The organism is Sutcliffiella horikoshii, assembly GCF_008180725.1.
In the GTDB taxonomy this organism is placed as follows: Bacteria; Bacillota; Bacilli; order Bacillales; family Bacillaceae_I; genus Sutcliffiella_A; species Sutcliffiella_A horikoshii_B.
On sequence record NZ_VTEV01000004.1, the window covers coordinates 273,670 to 291,144 of the forward strand.

A 17,475-nucleotide genomic window follows, 5' to 3' on the forward strand; every position below is an offset into this window, starting at 1 on the left:
GAACCTACAAATGAATTTAGAAGCTATCAAAAAATCAGCTGAATATATTAATGCCAAATTATCAAATAAACCAGAAATCGGCCTAATCCTTGGGTCTGGTCTAGGTGTGTTAGCAGAAGAGATTCAAAATCCTGTCGTGATTCCTTACGCAGAGATTCCTGAGTTCCCAGTATCCACTGTCGAAGGTCATGCTGGCCAGCTTGTAATTGGTGAACTGGAAGGAAAAACTGTTATCGCGATGCAAGGTCGTTTTCATTTCTATGAAGGTTATGCAATGGAGAAAGTAACGTTCCCAGTTCGCGTGATGAAATATATTGGTGTGGAAAAATTAATCGTAACGAATGCTGCCGGTGGAGTGAATGAAAGCTTCGAAGCGGGAGATTTAATGATTCTTACTGATCACATCAACAATATGGGGACTAACCCGCTTATTGGACCGAACAATAATGAGCTTGGCGCGCGCTTCCCGGACATGTCAGAACCATATTGCAAAAATCTTCGCAAATTGGCTAAAGACGTTGCTGCAGAAATCGGCTTAAAGGTTCAAGAGGGAGTATACGTAGGCAACACAGGTCCTTCTTATGAAACTCCTGCAGAAGTTAGAATGCTTCGCACACTAGGTGGAGACGCAGTTGGAATGTCCACTGTACCAGAAGTCATCGTTGCCCGTCATAGTGGAATGAAAGTACTTGGAATTTCTTGCATCTCCAACATGGCTGCAGGAATCCTTGACCAGCCATTAACACACGACGAAGTAATGGAAACAACCGAAATGGTAAAAGCAAACTTCCTACAATTCGTAAAAACAATCGTTAAAGGTATGTAAAAAAAAATACATTAGCTGTTGATTGTAGCAATGGGCTAAGACTCCGGTTGGAAGTAGCGGTAGACTTGAGACCCCGCAGCGCAGCGAGGAGGCTCAAGCACCGCCCCGCGGAAAGTGAAGCCTGGTGCGGAAATCAACAGCGGAGTTTTAAGGCATTTATTTTATAGAAAATAGAGGTGTTTCGGCATGAGAATGGTAGACCTTATTCAAAAGAAACGTGACGGAAAAGAACTAACAACAGAGGAAATCCAATTCATCGTAACAGGATTCACAGACGGATCCATTCCTGACTATCAAATGAGCGCTTTCTCCATGGCTATCTTCTTCCAAGGAATGAGTGACCAAGAACGTGCAGACCTTACCATGGCAATGGTACACTCTGGTGACACTATCGACCTATCTGCTATTGAAGGTATCAAAGTTGATAAGCACAGTACAGGCGGCGTTGGCGACACGACTACATTGGTACTTGCACCACTAGTTGCGGCTGTTGGTGTTCCTGTTGCCAAAATGAGTGGACGTGGCCTTGGTCATACTGGTGGGACAATTGATAAACTTGAATCTGTACCAGGCTTCCACGTGGAAATCGACAACCAAGAATTCATCGACTACGTAAACAAAAATAAAGTGGCCGTTATCGGACAAAGTGGGAATTTAACACCTGCAGACAAGAAACTTTATGCATTGCGTGATGTAACAGCTACCGTTAACAGCATTCCTTTAATTGCAAGTTCTATCATGAGCAAAAAGATTGCCGCGGGTGCAGATGCAATTGTTTTGGACGTAAAAACAGGTGCCGGCGCATTTATGAAAGATTTGGATGAAGCGAAAAAACTTGCAAAAGCAATGGTGGATATCGGAAACAATGTGGGACGCAGAACAATGGCTGTTATTTCTGATATGAGTCAGCCACTTGGTTTTGCGATTGGTAATGCTTTGGAAATCAAAGAAGCGATCGACACATTACGTGGTGAAGGTCCAAAGGATTTAGAAGAGCTATGCCTAGAGTTAGGTAGCTACATGGTTCTTTTAGCGGAAAAAGCATCTACCCTGGAAGAAGCTCGCGGTATGCTGGAAGAAGTTATTCGTTCTGGAGCTGCAATTGAAACCTTAAAAACCTTCTTGGAAGCACAAGGTGGAGACGCGTCAGTTGTAGATAACCCGGAGAAATTACCGCAAGCAAAGCATGTTGTGGAGCTTGAAGCAAAAGAAGCTGGAGTAGTATCTGAGATTGTGGCTGATTCTGTTGGAACTGCAGCTATGTTACTTGGTGCTGGCCGCGCAACAAAAGACTCTGAAATCGATCTTGCAGTAGGAATTGTTCTACGCAAAAAGATTGGTGACAAAGTGGAAGCCGGCGAATCTCTTGCAACGATCCACAGTAACCAAGAAGATTTAACGAAAGTAAAAGAAGCGTTGTATGAAAGCATTAAAGTGGTAATTGGCGACGTAAAGGTTCCACCACTTGTTTATGATACGATTTCTGAATAATAGTGAATACTGTTGAGAGCAGCCCTGCCGTTTTGGTGGGGCTGTTTTTTATTGTTTAGGTCGTTATGATGACCTCGGTGACGAGAAAAAAGGAGGAGAGAAGTCTTCATCCCCGTTATGAAGTCCTGAGTGACGAGGAAAAAAGATGAGAGAAGTCCTCATTCGTCAGAGGATAAAGAGCAAAGGCAAGGTCCTGCCAATATTTCAAAGTATCTTGGCCCTGTAGCAGTTACCAGATGTTAAGCGCTTTTTTATTTTCTTAAAATTATTTCCCTCCATTACCAATACTTAGTATAAAACTTAACTTTTTGGAAAAAATGTGAAGTAGGAATATGAATGGAGGTCTAAGGATGAAAAAGTTAACCATCGCAATAATTGCAATTGCTTTTGCTTTTTCCGCATTTAGTCCTGTTGCAGGGGCGGAAGAAAAAAGTGTTCAACTTACTGAAAATGCTAGATCTGCTATATTGATTGAACGCGACACGGGTCAAGTGCTGTATGAAAAAAACGGACACGAAAAATTGCCTCCGGCGAGTATGACAAAAATCATGACAATGCTCTTAATAATGGAAGCTATTGATAAAGGTGAACTTACGTGGGATGAAAAAATCAGGACAAGTGAATATGCAGCCTCTATGGGAGGATCGCAAATCTTCCTTGAACCTGGTGAAGAAATGACGACAGATGAAATGCTTCGCGGTATTGCAATTGCATCCGGTAATGATGCTTCTGTCGCTATGGCAGAGCGTATCGCGGGATCTGAAGCTGCATTTGTAGACAGAATGAATGCTAAAACAAAAGATCTTGGATTAGAAAACACACTATTCCAAAACCCAACAGGCTTACCGGCAAAAGATCATTACAGCACGGCAAATGACATGGCGGTAATGGCAAAAGAACTATTGAAATATGAAGGCATCACCAAATATACAGGTCAATATGAAGACTATCTCCGACAAGATTCCGAAAAGAAATTCTGGTTGGTGAATACAAATAAACTAGTCAGATTCTATCCTGGAGTAGATGGAGTGAAAACAGGATTTACTCAAGAAGCAAAATACTGTTTAACCGCTACTGCCAAGAAAGACAACATGCGAGTAATTGCAGTTGTATTTGGTGCACCGACACCAAAAGACAGGAATGCTCAGATCACGAACATGCTGGATTTTGCATTCAGTCAGTACAAAACACACCCGATGTATGAACGAAACGTAACCGTAGGTAGGGTGGAAATCAGTAAAGGTTCTGAAAAAGAAGTAGATGCTGTGACAAGCGAACCGATCTCTGTACTCACGAAAAAAGGTGAGAATACCGATGACGTGGAGAAAGAAATCACGGTAGATGAAAATGTGAAGGCGCCAGTTAAAAAAGGAGACAAAGTAGGTAAGATTGTCCTTAAAAAAGGTGGAAAGGTTCTTTCTGAAAGTGACCTTGTAGCTGCAAAAGACAGTAACGAAGCAAGCTGGTGGCAACTCTTCAAACGTTCTATGGGGCACTTTTCCAAGTTAGGATAATTTTGAATTCCCACAAATATAGAACATGTTTTTTTAGCGAATAAACACTAGTTTTGTCTGTAGGCAGGAAAACGGAAATAGAATAGAGAAATTGACTCACTGAACAAAGTTTCCACAAGGGGGAAAGTGCAGTGAGTCTTACCGTTGATTTGGAAGTCAAACAAAATGTTCTTTGTGTACGTTTAGCAGGTGAATTGGATCACCATACAGCTGAAAATTTACGTAACCAAGCTACAGCTATAATTGAAAAACATCAGATCACTCATATTATTTTAAATTTGGAACAGTTGTCCTTCATGGATAGCTCAGGACTCGGTGTCATATTGGGTCGCTATAAACAAATTAAAAATAATGGGGGAGAAATGGTGGTTTGTTCTATTTCACCTGCTGTTAAGCGTTTGTTTGAAATGTCCGGGCTATTTAAAATTATCCGTTTAGAAGAAAGTGAAGAAAACGCCCTGCAAAAATTGGGGGTGGCATAATGAAAAATCACATGAACCTTCAATTTTCTGCCCTAAGCCAAAATGAATCGTTCGCAAGGGTAACAGTAGCGGCTTTCATCATGCAATTGGACCCGACCATGGATGAGTTGACTGAGATCAAAACAGTCGTTTCAGAAGCAGTGACAAATGCTATTATTCATGGTTATGACAATGACCCTAATGCCACTGTTTACATTTCTGTCGAACTAGAAGACGGAGCTGTCCATATCACCATCAAGGATGAAGGTATGGGAATTGATGATGTAGAGGAAGCTAGACAGCCGTTATATACTACTAAGCCTGAGCTCGAGCGTTCTGGTATGGGGTTTACCATCATGGAAAACTTTATGGATTATGTAGAAATTCATTCATCTAGAGAAACAGGCACCTCAATCCGTATGACCAAGTATTTAGCTAAGAGCAAAGCGCTTTGTAATTAAGGAGCTAAGCCTATGGATGTTGAGGTCAAGAACCAAACACAAACATACCTAAAAGATCATGAAGTGAAAGAACTGATAAAAAGAAGTCAATCTGGCGAACAAGAAGCGCGAGATACGATAGTGCAAAAGAATATGAGGCTTGTCTGGTCGGTGGTTCAACGCTTTATGAACAGAGGCTATGAGCCGGACGACCTGTTTCAGATAGGCTGCATCGGCCTTTTAAAATCAGTCGATAAGTTTGACCTTTCCTATGACGTAAAATTTTCCACCTACGCCGTTCCCATGATCATTGGAGAAATTCAGCGATTCATCAGGGATGACGGAAGTGTGAAGGTTAGCCGCTCGTTGAAGGAAGTAGCAAACAAGATCAGAAAAGCGAAAGATGAGTTATCCAAAAGATATGGTAGAGTGCCGACCATCAATGAAATAGCGGAATTCTTGGAGATCACAGCGGAAGAAGTGGTGCTAGCACAAGAAGCTGCACGCGCACCTTCCTCTATCCATGAAACCGTCTATGAAAATGATGGGGACCCTATAACGCTATTGGATCAAATCGCTGATCATTCTGAGCATCGCTGGTTTGATAAGATTGCCTTAAAAGAGGCTATTGAAGAGCTGGATGAACGAGAAAAGCTAATTGTGTATCTGCGTTACTATAAAGACCAGACTCAAACCGAAGTTGCCCAGCGTCTTGGTATATCCCAGGTGCAGGTAAGCCGATTGGAAAAGAAAATATTGCAACAAATGAAAGACCGTATGGATGAATGATGTCCGTACGGTTTTTTCTTGTGGAGCAAACGTGGTAATTCTTGGTGTTCTTTTTTCCTTTGCATGGTAATTCTCCCGCTAATCCATACTACATATACAATATCTTTTGGCAGGATGTGTTTGGAAGATGGATAAATCGCTATATGTTCGCCTTCGTCATCGTATTCAAGCTCGTCCCAATCAAATGATAAAAATAGAAGATATAGCCCAGTTAGTTGCAGATAAAGAAATTTTGGACAAGGTACGGAATATTTCTATACATCAAATAAACATGAGTGATAAGTCCATCGTCGTGTTAGATGTAATGCGGTTGATTAAAGAGATTAGAAAAGTGGATGGAGAAGTGGATATTCAGACTTTTGGACCTGCTCAGACCATTGTGGAGATTGTATATAAGAAAAAACGATTCCGTCCAATGTTTTTTGTCGGTGTTTGGCTCTTGCTTTTTCTAGGTGCAGCACTCGCCATCATGAATTTTCATGAAGATGTTAGCATGCGAATTGTTCATCAGAAGATTTTCAAAACCATCACTGGCCTTGAGGATGACAAACCGCTTCTACTTCAGATTCCCTATTCCATTGGTTTGGGTTTGGGAATGATCTTGTTTTTTAATCATGTTTTCCGTAAACGGATTAATGAAGAGCCAAGCCCCCTCGAAGTGGAAATGTTCAACTATCAACAGGACCTTGATCAATATGTAATTATGCATGAAAACAAGGAGAGCTCGAAGAAAATTGATGACGATTAATATCGTATTTGTTGTATTTCTCGGTTTGGCTGGGGGGCTTGCTGTTGGATCTGGCTTTGTTGCGTTTCTTGCGGTGCTGGGGATTATTCCAAGGTTGACCCAATTGACCAAAACAACAAAGTTTGTGTATGGCTATGAATGGGGAGTAATTGGGGGCGCGTTGTTTGGAAGTTGGATCAGTTTAAACAGTGTGACTTTTCATCTTCCTTCCATTCTTGCGATACCAATTGGGTTGTTTTGTGGGGTGTTTGTAGGTTTACTGGCTGCAGCTTTGACGGAAGTATTGAATGTGTTGCCGATTCTGGCAAAAAGAATCGGGGTGGATGGTCAGATGGCAATTCTTTTAATGGCCATTGTATTCGGAAAAATAATTGGATCATTATATCACTGGCTAGTGTTTGTCAATTTGTAGGAGGCAGGACAATCATGAGTGAAAAGCTTAAGGATAATTATAAAAATAACATAAAAAAATATCAGCCTAAAACACCTTACGTTATTAATTGTGTGAAGGCTTTTCTTGTAGGAGGGCTAATTTGTTTAATTGGCCAAGGTATTCAGAATTTTTACATGAAGGTGTTTGACTTCTCTGAAAAAAATGTAGGAAACCCAACTGTTGCTACTCTTATTCTAATATCTGCCTTGCTAACAGGTCTTGGCATTTACGATAAACTTGGGCAATTTGCTGGAGCTGGTTCTGCAGTACCTGTAACTGGCTTTGCAAATTCCATGACAAGCGCAGCAATGGAACATAGAAGTGAAGGCATAGTCCTTGGAGTGGCGACAAATATGTTTAAGCTTGCAGGCAGTGTGATTGTTTTTGGAGTGGTGGCTGCTTATGTGGTAGGCATGATCAGATATCTATTAAATATGAGCTTTACTGGTTAGGGGGTAAAAGTAGTGCGACTCACTGGAAAACAAAGTTGGGTATTCGAACAACCAATCTATATCAACTCAACTGGGACCGTCGTTGGACCTAAAGAAGCGGAAGGACCGCTTGGTTCCTTGTTTGATAAAACATATGATGAGCTCCACTGCGGGGAGGAAAATTGGGAGCTTGCAGAAAGAAGATTGATGGAACATTCCGTTCAAACATGTCTTAATAAAGTGAATTTGGAATATAAGGACATTGACTTTTTCCTTGCCGGAGATTTACTCAATCAAAATGTAACGGCTAATTATGTGGCCAGGCATCATCAAATTCCATTTTTATGTATGTTTGGTGCATGTTCTACTTCGATGGAAACATTGGCAGTCGGTGCAGCGCTTGTGGACGGTGGCTTTGCAAACAGGGTACTTGCCTCGACTAGCAGCCATAATGCCACTGCAGAAAGGCAGTTCCGCTATCCGACTGAATATGGCGGGCAAAAACCGGATTCTGCAACCTTTACTGTAACAGGATCCGGAACTGCGCTAGTCAGCAAAGAGCCAAGCCCAATACGCATTACCTCAGCGACCATTGGAAGGGTCATGGATCTTGGCATCACAGACCCATTTGATATGGGTTCTGCCATGGCACCTGCTGCAGCTGATACTATTCAAGCACATTTTGAAGATCTAAATGTCAATCCTGATACTTATGACTTGATTGTGACAGGGGACTTATCTGGTGTAGGAAGTCCTATTCTCAAAGAACTTCTAAAAGAAGAAGGCTATGATATAACGGTGAAGCATAGTGATTGCGGGTTGATGATTTTCAGGCCAGATCAGGAGGTTTTTGCCGGGGGAAGCGGTTGTGGATGTTGTGCAGTTGTAACCTATGCCCATCTGATTAATGAGCTTATGACTGGAATGATGAAGAAAGTTCTTGTAGTTGCAACTGGAGCATTGCTAAGCCCTACGATGATACAACAAAAGGAATCGATTCCAACGATCGCACATGGAGTGGTATTAGAGAGGGTGGATCCATAATGGAATATCTAATCGCATTTGTAGTCGGAGGATTAATTTGTGTAATTGGACAATTATTATTGGATTTTGCCAAGCTTACACCTGCGCATGTGATGAGTACGTTTGTTGTAGCTGGAGCAATCCTGGACGGTTTTGGGATATACGATAAGCTGATTGACTTTGCTGGTGCAGGCGCAACCGTTCCAATTACGAGCTTTGGTCATTCGTTATTACATGGTGCCATGCACCAGTCAGAGAAACATGGCTTTATCGGGATTGGGATGGGGATATTTGAATTAACCTCTGCGGGAATTTCAGCTGCCATTCTGTTCGCTTTTATCGCCGCACTTATCTTTAAACCGAAAGGGTAGATAGATGTGATTACAAAACGGGTCATCTTAATAACGGATGGAGATGTATATGCCAAGAAGACGATACAGCTTGTTGCTAAACATTATGGTGGCAGATGTATTTCCGCTTCCTTTGGAAATCCTACCCTGTTAAGTGGGGAGGAGTTAGTAAAGCTGATATTGCAGGCGAAAAGTGAACCCGTTTTTGTAATGTTTGATGATAGTGGCTTTCTTGGAGAGGGGGCAGGAGAACGGGCTCTCCGTTATGTTGCCACCCATGAACAAATTGAAGTCTTAGGAGTAATCGCGGTTGCTTCTAAAACCCATCAATCGGAATGGACAAAAGTGCACCTGACAGTTGATCGTGATTTGGAAGTCTCCTCTTATGGAGTTGACAAAAGTGGAATACAGGAAATGGATATTGGAAGAATAAATGGAGATACCGTGTATTGTTTAGATGAATTGCATTTTCCTCTTATTGTCGGAATTGGCGATATAGGCAAGATGGCAAGGCGAGATGATGTAAAACGAGGAGCTCCCATTACCAGCAAAGCGGTCGAAATCATTTTAGAGAGGAATGGGTATGATGTCTCACAATGGAATGGAAAAAGTACCGATATCACCGAAGCTGACGATTAATGAGAAATTTTTCAAAGACGAGGTTGGGTTAAATGTCAGCTTTGACCTTGGCGTAAGGAAGTTCACCATTCTTGGAAAAGAGTTGAACCTCTATTATGTAAATGGTCTTTGTGACACAATGTTTATCATCGAACTTATGGAAGAATTGCTTCATATCAATGACTTTGAAAAAAAGACTTACAAAGTAAAAGAGATTGTAAACAATCGTTTGGTCAATCAGCAAGTGAACAATATTGAGTATATGGATGAAGTGGTCGACCAAGTGCTTAGCGGACTCGTAGTCATTTTACTTGAAGGCGAAGACAGCGGCTTTGTCATTGATACTCGTGCATACCCGGGAAGAAGTCCAGAAGAGCCTGACACAGAGAAAGTGGTCAGGGGAGCTAGGGATGGGTATGTTGAAAATATTATTGTGAACACGGCCTTAACACGAAGAAGGATAAGAGATGAGAGGCTTCGCTATGAAATTTTCCAAGTAGGCGAACGATCAAAAACAGACATTTGTCTTGCGTACATAAAAGATGTAGCAGACCCTGATTTGGTAGATATAGTTCGTAAAGAAACGAAAAATATTGATATTGACGGGCTTACCATGGCAGATAAAACGGTAGAAGAGTTTATTGTAAAACAAGGCTATAATCCATTCCCGCTCGTACGTTACACAGAGAGGCCTGATATTGCAGCGACTCACCTGTTGGAAGGCCATGTCATTGTGATGGTAGATACGTCCCCAAGTGTCATCATCACCCCGACTACATTCTTCCACCATGTGCAACATGTAGAGGAATACAGGCAGTCTCCAGCTGTAGGTACCTTTGTCCGCTGGGTTCGCTTTTGCGGTATCTTTGCTTCTTTGTTCCTTTTGCCGCTTTGGTTCTTAATGATTTTAGAACCAAGTCTACTTCCTGAACAGATTAGTTTTATAGGACCAAATGAAGAGTCTAATATTCCTGTGGTATTTCAAATATTTCTTGCTGATATCGGGGTGGAGTTTCTAAGACTGGCAGCAATTCACACACCAACCGCGCTATCCACTGCGATGGGTTTAATTGCCGCCGTTTTGATTGGGCAAATTGCTATTGATGTCGGACTTTTCGTACCTGAGGTTATCCTATACGTTGCGGTAGCAGCTATTGGTTCGTTTACAACCCCAAGTTATGAACTTAGTGTCGCCAATAAAATAATGCGATTGGCTCTTTTAGCACTGGTTGCTTTATTCCACGTACCAGGACTGGTTGTCGGGATCACATTATTAATATTATTCCTTGCAGGAACTCGTTCGTTAAATACGCCTTACTTATGGCCATTCATTCCATTCAGTCCAAAAGCATTGCTAATGATCCTAGTAAGAAGAAGTACACCGGGTGCAAAAATTCGTCCGAGTATCGTTCATCCAAGAAATCGTTTTAGGCAACCTCAATAACAAACTAGTAAGAATATTCGCTTGATAGAGGCATTCATGTGTGGTAAAGTTTAGTTTAATCAAGTACAGAATGAAAGAGTTTGTAGGCAGCTAAAGATTCTGTTTAGCTGTCTTTTGCTTAAATTTTTTAATCAGGGCTAGAACACATCCACAATCCTCTAATAGAGAATATGGTATTAAATAGAGTTACTTATAAACTAACTGCGCGAGGGGAAACGGCATATGTATTTTCATGGAACTAGTAAAGTAAACGCAAAAGGACACTTAGAAATAGGAGGAGTCGACACAATTACACTTGCAGGCGATTATGGCACTCCACTATATGTTTATGATGTAGCACTAATTCGAGAGCGTGCACGAGATTTTCAAACCACTTTCAAAAATCTTGGTGTCAAAGCACAGGTGGCATATGCAAGCAAAGCATTTTCTTCTGTTGCTATGTTTCAGCTTATAAAAGAAGAAGGGTTGTCTCTAGATGTAGTATCTGGTGGCGAGCTTTATACGGCACTCGTTGCGGATTTTCCTGTAGATCGCATCCACTTTCATGGCAACAACAAAAGTGTAGAAGAGCTTGAAATGGCTGTGGAGAAGAAAATTGGTTGTGTTGTTGTAGATAACTTTTTGGAATTGACATTGCTACAGGATATATGTGAAAAGCATGATTATACTATGCCAATCTTGCTTCGTGTTACACCGGGAATCAACGCACATACACATGACTATATTTTGACAGGCCAAGAGGATTCCAAATTTGGGTTTGACTTGCAAAGCGGTCAGGCGCACAAAGCAATGAAGATTGCTTCTAATGCGACTCATTTGGACTTGCTGGGAATTCATTGTCATATTGGTTCTCAAATCTTTGAAACAACAGGATTCAAACTTGCAGCAGGCAAACTGTTTGAAACGTTAAATGAATGGAACGATAAAGATGGATTCGAAGCACGCGTAGTAAACCTTGGCGGTGGATTTGGAATTCGATACACGGAAGAAGACAATCCCCTACCTGCATCTGTTTACGTTGAAGAAATTATCACCGATGTTAAATCCTTTGTAAAAGATCATGGATTAAAAATGCCGGAAATATGGATTGAACCCGGCCGTTCATTAGTTGGAGATGCGGGGACGACCATCTATTCTGTCGGCTCCAAAAAAGAGATTCCTAATATTAGGCATTATTTGGCCATCGATGGCGGAATGACGGATAATATCCGTCCGGCGTTGTATCAGGCAAAATACGAAGCAGTACTTGCGAACAGAGTGGAAGACGAAGCAGATGACAAGGTTTCCATAGCAGGAAAATGCTGCGAATCTGGTGACATGTTGATTTGGGACCTTCCGTTACCAAAAGCTAATCATGAAGACTATTTGGCAGTATTCTGTACCGGAGCATATGGGTATGCAATGGCAAACAACTATAACCGAATCACCAAACCGGCAGTTGTATTTGTAGAAGACGGCGAAGCTCAACTCGTCATCCGCAGAGAAACCTTTGAAGACTTGGTAAGATTGGATTTGCCTTTCCAAGCAAAAACCAAGCTAACGAAATAAGCCCATTCCAACAAAAGCTCACCCTTTTAAATAAGGGTGGGCTTTTTTTAGAGGTAAGAAATATTAAACAATATTGATTTCCGTTCCAGGCGCTCCGCTTGCCTGCGTGCGGTTCGTGAGCCTCCTCACTCCGTTGCGGGGTCTCACCTGTCCCTTCCTCCCGCGGGCGTCTATGCACCTTCCACTCCAATCAACAGCGGTTACTATGAGGTCTGCTAACGAAATAGCAGCTTGACCGGCCGTCTGACTTCCTTTTCCTACTATAATCATGTATGATAATAACTGGTTCATTTTAATTTTATATACAAGGAGATGTTCATAATGGCAAAAACAGGATACATACTTATGGAAAACGGAGAAAAAATCGAATTCGAACTTTACCCAAACGAAGCTCCTAACACAGTTGCAAACTTTGAAAAATTAGCAAACGAAGGATTCTACAACGGTGTGACATTCCACCGCGTTATCCCTGGTTTCGTTAGCCAAGGTGGAGACCCAACTGGTACAGGTGCAGGCGGTAGCGGCACTACAATCAAATGTGAAACAGAAGGTAACCCACATAAGCATGAAGCAGGAAGCCTTTCTATGGCTCACGCTGGAAGAGATACTGGTTCTAGCCAATTCTTCATCGTACACCAGCCACAACCTCACTTAAACGGTGTTCATACTGTTTTTGGTAAAGTGACTTCTGGACTTGAAACAGCTAGAAACATGAAAAATGGCGACGTTATGGAGAAAGTAGAAGTAACTGACGCTGAATAATAGTTTTAAAAGCGGGAGCAGAGATGCTCTCTCTTTTTTTACAAGAAAAGAAAGCAGGTAGCTACCATGAATAAAAAGAATTTGATCTTACTAGGCGTGTTGCTGGCAATGTCCCTAGTCTGGGGCATCATTTACTGGTTTTTCATCGTTTAACAAACCTATCTGAAACTTTAAATTTTACTTATCAGGAAGATATGCTAAAATAATAACGGTATACAACTACATATGAATGTCCTTCGGGGGTGGGTGAAATTCCCTACCGGCGGTGATGAAGCATTATGTTTCTTAGTCCGTGACCCGGTTTTCTTGTAAAAGAAAAGCGGTGGATCTGGTGTAACTCCAGGGCCGACAGTGAAAGTCTGGATGGGAGAAGGATTATAGATTGCAAGCAGTGAAAAATTTATTTATGACACTGTTTATTTTCCTATACGCAATTTTAATCCACTCAAACCTCTAAGGCGATATGCTTAGAGGTTTTTATTATTTTTTGATGTATTTAGGAGGGGATTAGTTTTGGAAGATCAGTATTATATGAAATTTGCTATTGATCTAGCCAAGCGTGCAACAGGTCAAACCTCTCCAAACCCGGTGGTAGGTTGTGTGGTAGTGAAAGAAGGAGAAATTGTAGGCTTTGGGGCACACTTGCGAGCAGGAGAGGCTCATGCAGAAGTCAATGCCATTCAAATGGCAGGAGAAGAAAAAACAAGAGAGTCAACGGTTTATGTAACACTAGAACCTTGCAGTCATTTTGGGAAAACGCCTCCCTGCTCAGATCTGCTCATTCAATCACAGGTTAGTAGGGTAGTTATAGCATCAACAGATCCAAACCCATTGGTTGCAGGAAAAGGAATTGCAAAGCTTCGCAAGGCAGGGATAGAAGTGGAAGTTGGTGTATGTGCGGATGAAGCTCTGGCCTTGAATCAAGTTTTCTTCCATCATATAAAAACAGGGAAACCATTTATTACATTGAAAACGGCTGCCAGCCTAGATGGAAAAACCGCCACTCACACTAATGAGAGTAAGTGGGTTACTGGACCTGATGCACGCATGGATGTACATCAATATCGTCATCAACATGATGCGATCCTAGTGGGAGTGGGGACGGTGCTTGCAGATAACCCAAGTTTAGACACTAGACTCCCAAATGGCGGTAAAAACCCGATAAGAGTCATCCTGGATTCTCATCTTAGAACTCCTTTGGACTCTAAAGTGGTTACAGATGGCAAGGCGCCTACCTGGATCATTACCGGCTCCAAACCGGATAATGAGAAAATGGCTATCTTAGAGGGACGAGAAGGAGTGAGGGTCTATTCACTTCCGATGGAAAAGGTAGAGGTCCACGCTCTTCTTTCGTTGCTTGGGGAGGAAGGAATCACCTCTTTATTCGTAGAAGGGGGAGCGACAGTAAATGGCAGTTTTTTGAAAAATAATGCCATTCAGCAAGTAATAACATATATCGCTCCTAAATTGATAGGTGGTAAAGATGCTCCTACAGTTATTGGCGGGGAAGGCTTTGCAACAATGGACGAAGTGATGGAACTTGAAATAAAAGAGGTTACCAGAATTGGCCCCGACCTAAAAATTATTTCTACACCTAAAGTAGATAAACGGAGGTGAGCACTTGTTTACAGGGATCATTGAAGAAATAGGAACAATTAAACAAATCATTCGAGGCGATCAAGCAATTATTCTAGAGATAGAAGCCAAGAAAGTGTTAGAAGATGTAAAGCTGGGAGACAGTATAGCAGTGAATGGTGTCTGCCTAACGGTTACAAGTTTTACTGAAAACCGGTTTACAGTAGATGTTATGCCTGAAACGATACGTGCAACTTCGTTAAAGACATTAAACGCCGGCTCCGGGGTAAACCTTGAAAGAGCGATGATTGCCAATGGCAGATTCGGAGGGCACTTTGTCAGCGGTCATGTTGACGGAACAGGGACCATTCAAGATAAGAAGAGAATGGGCAACGCGGTCTACTATACTATCACGGTTGAAAATGAATTATCTCGTTATTTAATGCTCAAGGGGTCGGTAACCGTAGATGGTACAAGCCTGACTATATTTGGAGTGACAGATAATAGCTTTACTATCTCTCTTATTCCCCACACCTTGAATGAAACAATTCTTGGTGGAAAAGGTAAAGGTGATACCGTCAATATTGAAGTGGACATGTTGGCAAAATATATGGAGCATCTGTTAAAACAACAGAACGGAACTCCTTCCCATAAATCTAGTATGTCGGCATCATTTTTAGAAGAGCATGGATTTAAATAAGGTGGGTGAGAACGATGAGTGAAGTATTTAATACAATAGAAGAAGCATTGGAAGATTTGCAACAGGGCAAAGTTATCATTGTTTGTGATGATGAAGATAGAGAGAACGAGGGAGATTTTGTGGCTCTTGCTGAAAAGACAACTCCCGCTGTTGTGAATTTTATGGCCACACATGGTCGTGGATTAATTTGTGTTCCTGTTCAAGAAGAGTTGGCTGAGAAACTGGATCTCGTGCCAATGGTCAATCATAATACAGATTCACATGGCACTGCTTTTACTGTCAGCATCGACCATAAATCCACAACGACTGGCATTTCTGCATTTGAGCGTTCTACGACCATTTTGGAGCTTTTATCTCCGGCATCAAAAGCAGGAGACTTCAAACGTCCAGGACATATTTTTCCGCTTGTAGCTAAAAAAGGCGGGGTGTTAAGAAGAGCAGGTCATACAGAGGCAGCGGTGGATTTAGCTTTAATGAGCGGCTCTTATCCAGCTGGTGTCATTTGTGAAATTATGAATGAAGACGGCTCCATGGCACGTGTGCCAGAGCTAAGAAAAATTGCCGACAAATTTGATTTGAAGATGATTACCATCAAAGATATGATTCAGTATCGTAATCGAAAAGATAAACTCGTTCAACGGGAAGTAGAAATAAAGCTCCCGACTGAATTCGGTGATTTCCGAGCTATCGGTTACTCAAATGTGGTGGATGGAAAAGAACATGTAGCATTAGTAAAAGGAGATATCGACTCTGCTTCTTCAACCCTTGTACGTGTTCACTCTGAATGCTTAACAGGAGATGTGTTCGGATCTAATAGATGTGATTGTGGCCCGCAACTTCATGCTGCACTGGCTCAGATTGAAAAGGAAGGCAATGGAGTGCTTCTATATATGAGACAAGAAGGGCGGGGCATTGGCTTACTTAATAAGATGCGCGCCTATAAGTTACAGGAAGAAGGGTACGACACGGTAGAAGCCAATGAGAAACTGGGCTTTGGTGCAGATTTGCGCGATTACGGTATTGGGGCACAAATCTTAAGAGACCTTGGTGTATCCAAAATGAAGCTTCTGACAAACAATCCTCGAAAAATTGCAGGGTTAAAGGGCTATGAACTGGAAGTTGTGGACCGCGTCCCACTTCAAATGCCTACCAAAGAAGCTAATGAAAGTTATCTAAAAACCAAGCATTCAAAATTAGGACATATGTTGCATTTCTAATAATAGTGAAAAAGAAACTAGGAGGAACTAAACATGGCAAAAGTATTTGAAGGTAATTTAGTAGGAACAGGTCTTAAAGTAGGAATCGTAGTGGGCAGATTCAATGAATTTATTACAAGCAAACTTCTCGGCGGAGCACAAGACGCACTTAAACGACACGGTGTAGAAGAGGACCAAGTAGACGTGGCATGGGTACCTGGTGCATTTGAAATTCCATTGGTAGCCAAAAGAATGGCTGACTCAGGTAAATATGATGCGGTGATTACCCTTGGGACCGTAATTCGCGGATCCACTCCTCATTTTGACTATGTATGTAACGAAGCGGCTAAAGGAGTATCCCAAGCTTCTATGCAATCAGGCATTCCGGTGATTTTTGGCGTGCTTACAACAGAAACCATTGAACAGGCAATTGAAAGAGCTGGAACGAAAGCTGGAAACAAAGGTTGGGAAGCAGCTGCAGCTGCCATTGAAATGGCAAATTTATTACGCGAATTTTAAGTTTTATTTTAAAAAGGTGTACTTTAAAGCTTTGTTTGGATAGAATGTATACTTAAGAGTAAGAAAATCTTTCAGATAGGAACATTTTTCATCCATTTTCCTATACTACTTGTAGTTATACTTTATGAAAGTTTTTTCGATAATGAGGGGTAATTTATGTTAATTCGTTATAAGAAGAGCTTTGAGAAAATTGCTATGGGTCTTATGTCCTTTATGCCAACTGAAAAAGAGCTGAAGAAATTACAGCAATCGATGAGAGACTACGAAGAGAAAGAAAACTGGCAGCTTTTCCTTTGGAAGGAAGACGATATCATTGGGTTGATTGGTATTGAGTTGGAAGAGGATAGCTTTACCATTCAACACATCAGTGTGATCCCGTCCCACCGCGGGCAAGGATTTGGGAAAAAAATGGTTGTCGCGCTCACACAAACCTATCCAAACAAAGCAGTCAAAACAACACAATATACTACTGCGTTTATTGAAAAATGTGATTTAAATGAAGATGAATGCAGCGATTAACTGCATATATGATAAAAACGACGGCCTTCTTTCTGAAAGCGCGTCGTTTTTGTGTTGTAGATTGGATATTCTTTGTTGGATAGCCTTT

Annotated in this window: 20 protein-coding genes and 1 riboswitch; all 20 genes read left to right on the forward strand. The window is 41.6% G+C overall.

The genetic code is table 11. From position 1 onward, the window contains the following. The first annotated feature begins 10 nt into the window (after window positions 1–10). The 20 genes from FZC76_RS11335 to FZC76_RS11435 all read left to right on the forward strand — a co-directional run bounded on the left by FZC76_RS11335 (window position 11) and on the right by FZC76_RS11435 (window position 17,387). Window positions 11–826 (forward strand): purine-nucleoside phosphorylase, encoded by an 816-nt coding sequence (locus FZC76_RS11335; RefSeq protein ID WP_148988292.1) that lies wholly within the window; start codon window positions 11–13, stop codon window positions 824–826. 186 nt (window positions 827–1,012) lie between these two features. Beyond that, window positions 1,013–2,317 (forward strand): pyrimidine-nucleoside phosphorylase, encoded by a 1,305-nt coding sequence (locus tag FZC76_RS11340; protein WP_148988293.1) that lies wholly within the window; start codon window positions 1,013–1,015, stop codon window positions 2,315–2,317. A gap of 350 nt (window positions 2,318–2,667) precedes the next feature. Continuing rightward, window positions 2,668–3,831: a D-alanyl-D-alanine carboxypeptidase family protein gene (locus tag FZC76_RS11345; RefSeq protein ID WP_148988294.1), complete on the forward strand. Its 1,164-nt coding sequence runs from the start codon at window positions 2,668–2,670 to the stop codon at window positions 3,829–3,831. A gap of 131 nt (window positions 3,832–3,962) precedes the next feature. After that, window positions 3,963–4,313, forward strand: coding sequence for an anti-sigma F factor antagonist (gene spoIIAA, locus FZC76_RS11350; protein ID WP_060667032.1), 351 nt, complete (start codon window positions 3,963–3,965; stop codon window positions 4,311–4,313). Then, on the forward strand, window positions 4,313–4,753 hold the full coding sequence (gene spoIIAB / locus FZC76_RS11355) for an anti-sigma F factor (RefSeq protein ID WP_148988295.1): 441 nt from the start codon (window positions 4,313–4,315) through the stop codon (window positions 4,751–4,753). The genes spoIIAA and spoIIAB overlap by 1 nt, the downstream gene beginning before the upstream one ends. 12 nt (window positions 4,754–4,765) lie before the next feature. Beyond that, window positions 4,766–5,521, forward strand: a complete 756-nt coding sequence (gene sigF, locus FZC76_RS11360; protein ID WP_010194391.1) for an RNA polymerase sporulation sigma factor SigF — start codon at window positions 4,766–4,768, stop codon at window positions 5,519–5,521. A 127-nt stretch (window positions 5,522–5,648) separates the two neighbouring features. Continuing rightward, window positions 5,649–6,269: a stage V sporulation protein AA gene (locus FZC76_RS11365; RefSeq protein ID WP_148988296.1), complete on the forward strand. Its 621-nt coding sequence runs from the start codon at window positions 5,649–5,651 to the stop codon at window positions 6,267–6,269. Beyond that, on the forward strand, window positions 6,259–6,681 hold the full coding sequence (locus FZC76_RS11370; protein ID WP_148988479.1) for a stage V sporulation protein AB: 423 nt from the start codon (window positions 6,259–6,261) through the stop codon (window positions 6,679–6,681). Before FZC76_RS11365 ends, FZC76_RS11370 begins: the two co-directional genes overlap by 11 nt. 14 nt (window positions 6,682–6,695) lie before the next feature. Continuing rightward, complete coding sequence (gene spoVAC / locus FZC76_RS11375) at window positions 6,696–7,154, forward strand: stage V sporulation protein AC (RefSeq protein ID WP_148988297.1); 459 nt, start codon at window positions 6,696–6,698, stop codon at window positions 7,152–7,154. A gap of 12 nt (window positions 7,155–7,166) precedes the next feature. Further along, window positions 7,167–8,177 (forward strand): stage V sporulation protein AD, encoded by a 1,011-nt coding sequence (gene spoVAD / locus FZC76_RS11380; protein ID WP_148988298.1) that lies wholly within the window; start codon window positions 7,167–7,169, stop codon window positions 8,175–8,177. After that, complete coding sequence (gene spoVAE / locus FZC76_RS11385) at window positions 8,177–8,527, forward strand: stage V sporulation protein AE (protein ID WP_148988299.1); 351 nt, start codon at window positions 8,177–8,179, stop codon at window positions 8,525–8,527. The genes spoVAD and spoVAE overlap by 1 nt, the downstream gene beginning before the upstream one ends. A gap of 6 nt (window positions 8,528–8,533) precedes the next feature. Next, entirely contained in the window at window positions 8,534–9,145 is a 612-nt protein-coding gene (locus FZC76_RS11390) for a stage V sporulation protein AE (RefSeq protein ID WP_148988300.1), read from the forward strand. After that, window positions 9,093–10,568, forward strand: coding sequence for a spore germination protein (locus FZC76_RS11395; protein WP_148988480.1), 1,476 nt, complete (start codon window positions 9,093–9,095; stop codon window positions 10,566–10,568). Before FZC76_RS11390 ends, FZC76_RS11395 begins: the two co-directional genes overlap by 53 nt. Before the next feature lie 222 nt (window positions 10,569–10,790). Then, window positions 10,791–12,116, forward strand: a complete 1,326-nt coding sequence (gene lysA / locus FZC76_RS11400; protein ID WP_148988301.1) for a diaminopimelate decarboxylase — start codon at window positions 10,791–10,793, stop codon at window positions 12,114–12,116. A 321-nt stretch (window positions 12,117–12,437) separates the two neighbouring features. Further along, window positions 12,438–12,878 (forward strand): peptidylprolyl isomerase, encoded by a 441-nt coding sequence (locus FZC76_RS11410; protein WP_060667024.1) that lies wholly within the window; start codon window positions 12,438–12,440, stop codon window positions 12,876–12,878. Between the two features lie 228 nt (window positions 12,879–13,106). Further along, a riboswitch (FMN riboswitch) is annotated at window positions 13,107–13,257 on the forward strand. Between the two features lie 134 nt (window positions 13,258–13,391). Further along, the gene (gene ribD / locus FZC76_RS11415; protein ID WP_187442043.1) at window positions 13,392–14,495 is read left to right on the forward strand and encodes a bifunctional diaminohydroxyphosphoribosylaminopyrimidine deaminase/5-amino-6-(5-phosphoribosylamino)uracil reductase RibD; all 1,104 of its coding nucleotides are present in this window, start codon (window positions 13,392–13,394) and stop codon (window positions 14,493–14,495) included. A 4-nt stretch (window positions 14,496–14,499) separates the two neighbouring features. Next, window positions 14,500–15,153 (forward strand): riboflavin synthase, encoded by a 654-nt coding sequence (gene ribE / locus FZC76_RS11420; protein WP_148988303.1) that lies wholly within the window; start codon window positions 14,500–14,502, stop codon window positions 15,151–15,153. 14 nt (window positions 15,154–15,167) lie between these two features. After that, complete coding sequence (locus FZC76_RS11425; protein WP_148988304.1) at window positions 15,168–16,370, forward strand: bifunctional 3,4-dihydroxy-2-butanone-4-phosphate synthase/GTP cyclohydrolase II; 1,203 nt, start codon at window positions 15,168–15,170, stop codon at window positions 16,368–16,370. 33 nt (window positions 16,371–16,403) lie between these two features. After that, entirely contained in the window at window positions 16,404–16,868 is a 465-nt protein-coding gene (ribH, locus tag FZC76_RS11430; protein WP_060667020.1) for a 6,7-dimethyl-8-ribityllumazine synthase, read from the forward strand. A gap of 156 nt (window positions 16,869–17,024) precedes the next feature. Beyond that, window positions 17,025–17,387 (forward strand): GNAT family N-acetyltransferase, encoded by a 363-nt coding sequence (locus FZC76_RS11435; RefSeq protein WP_148988305.1) that lies wholly within the window; start codon window positions 17,025–17,027, stop codon window positions 17,385–17,387. Window positions 17,388–17,475: the final 88 nt, after the last annotated feature.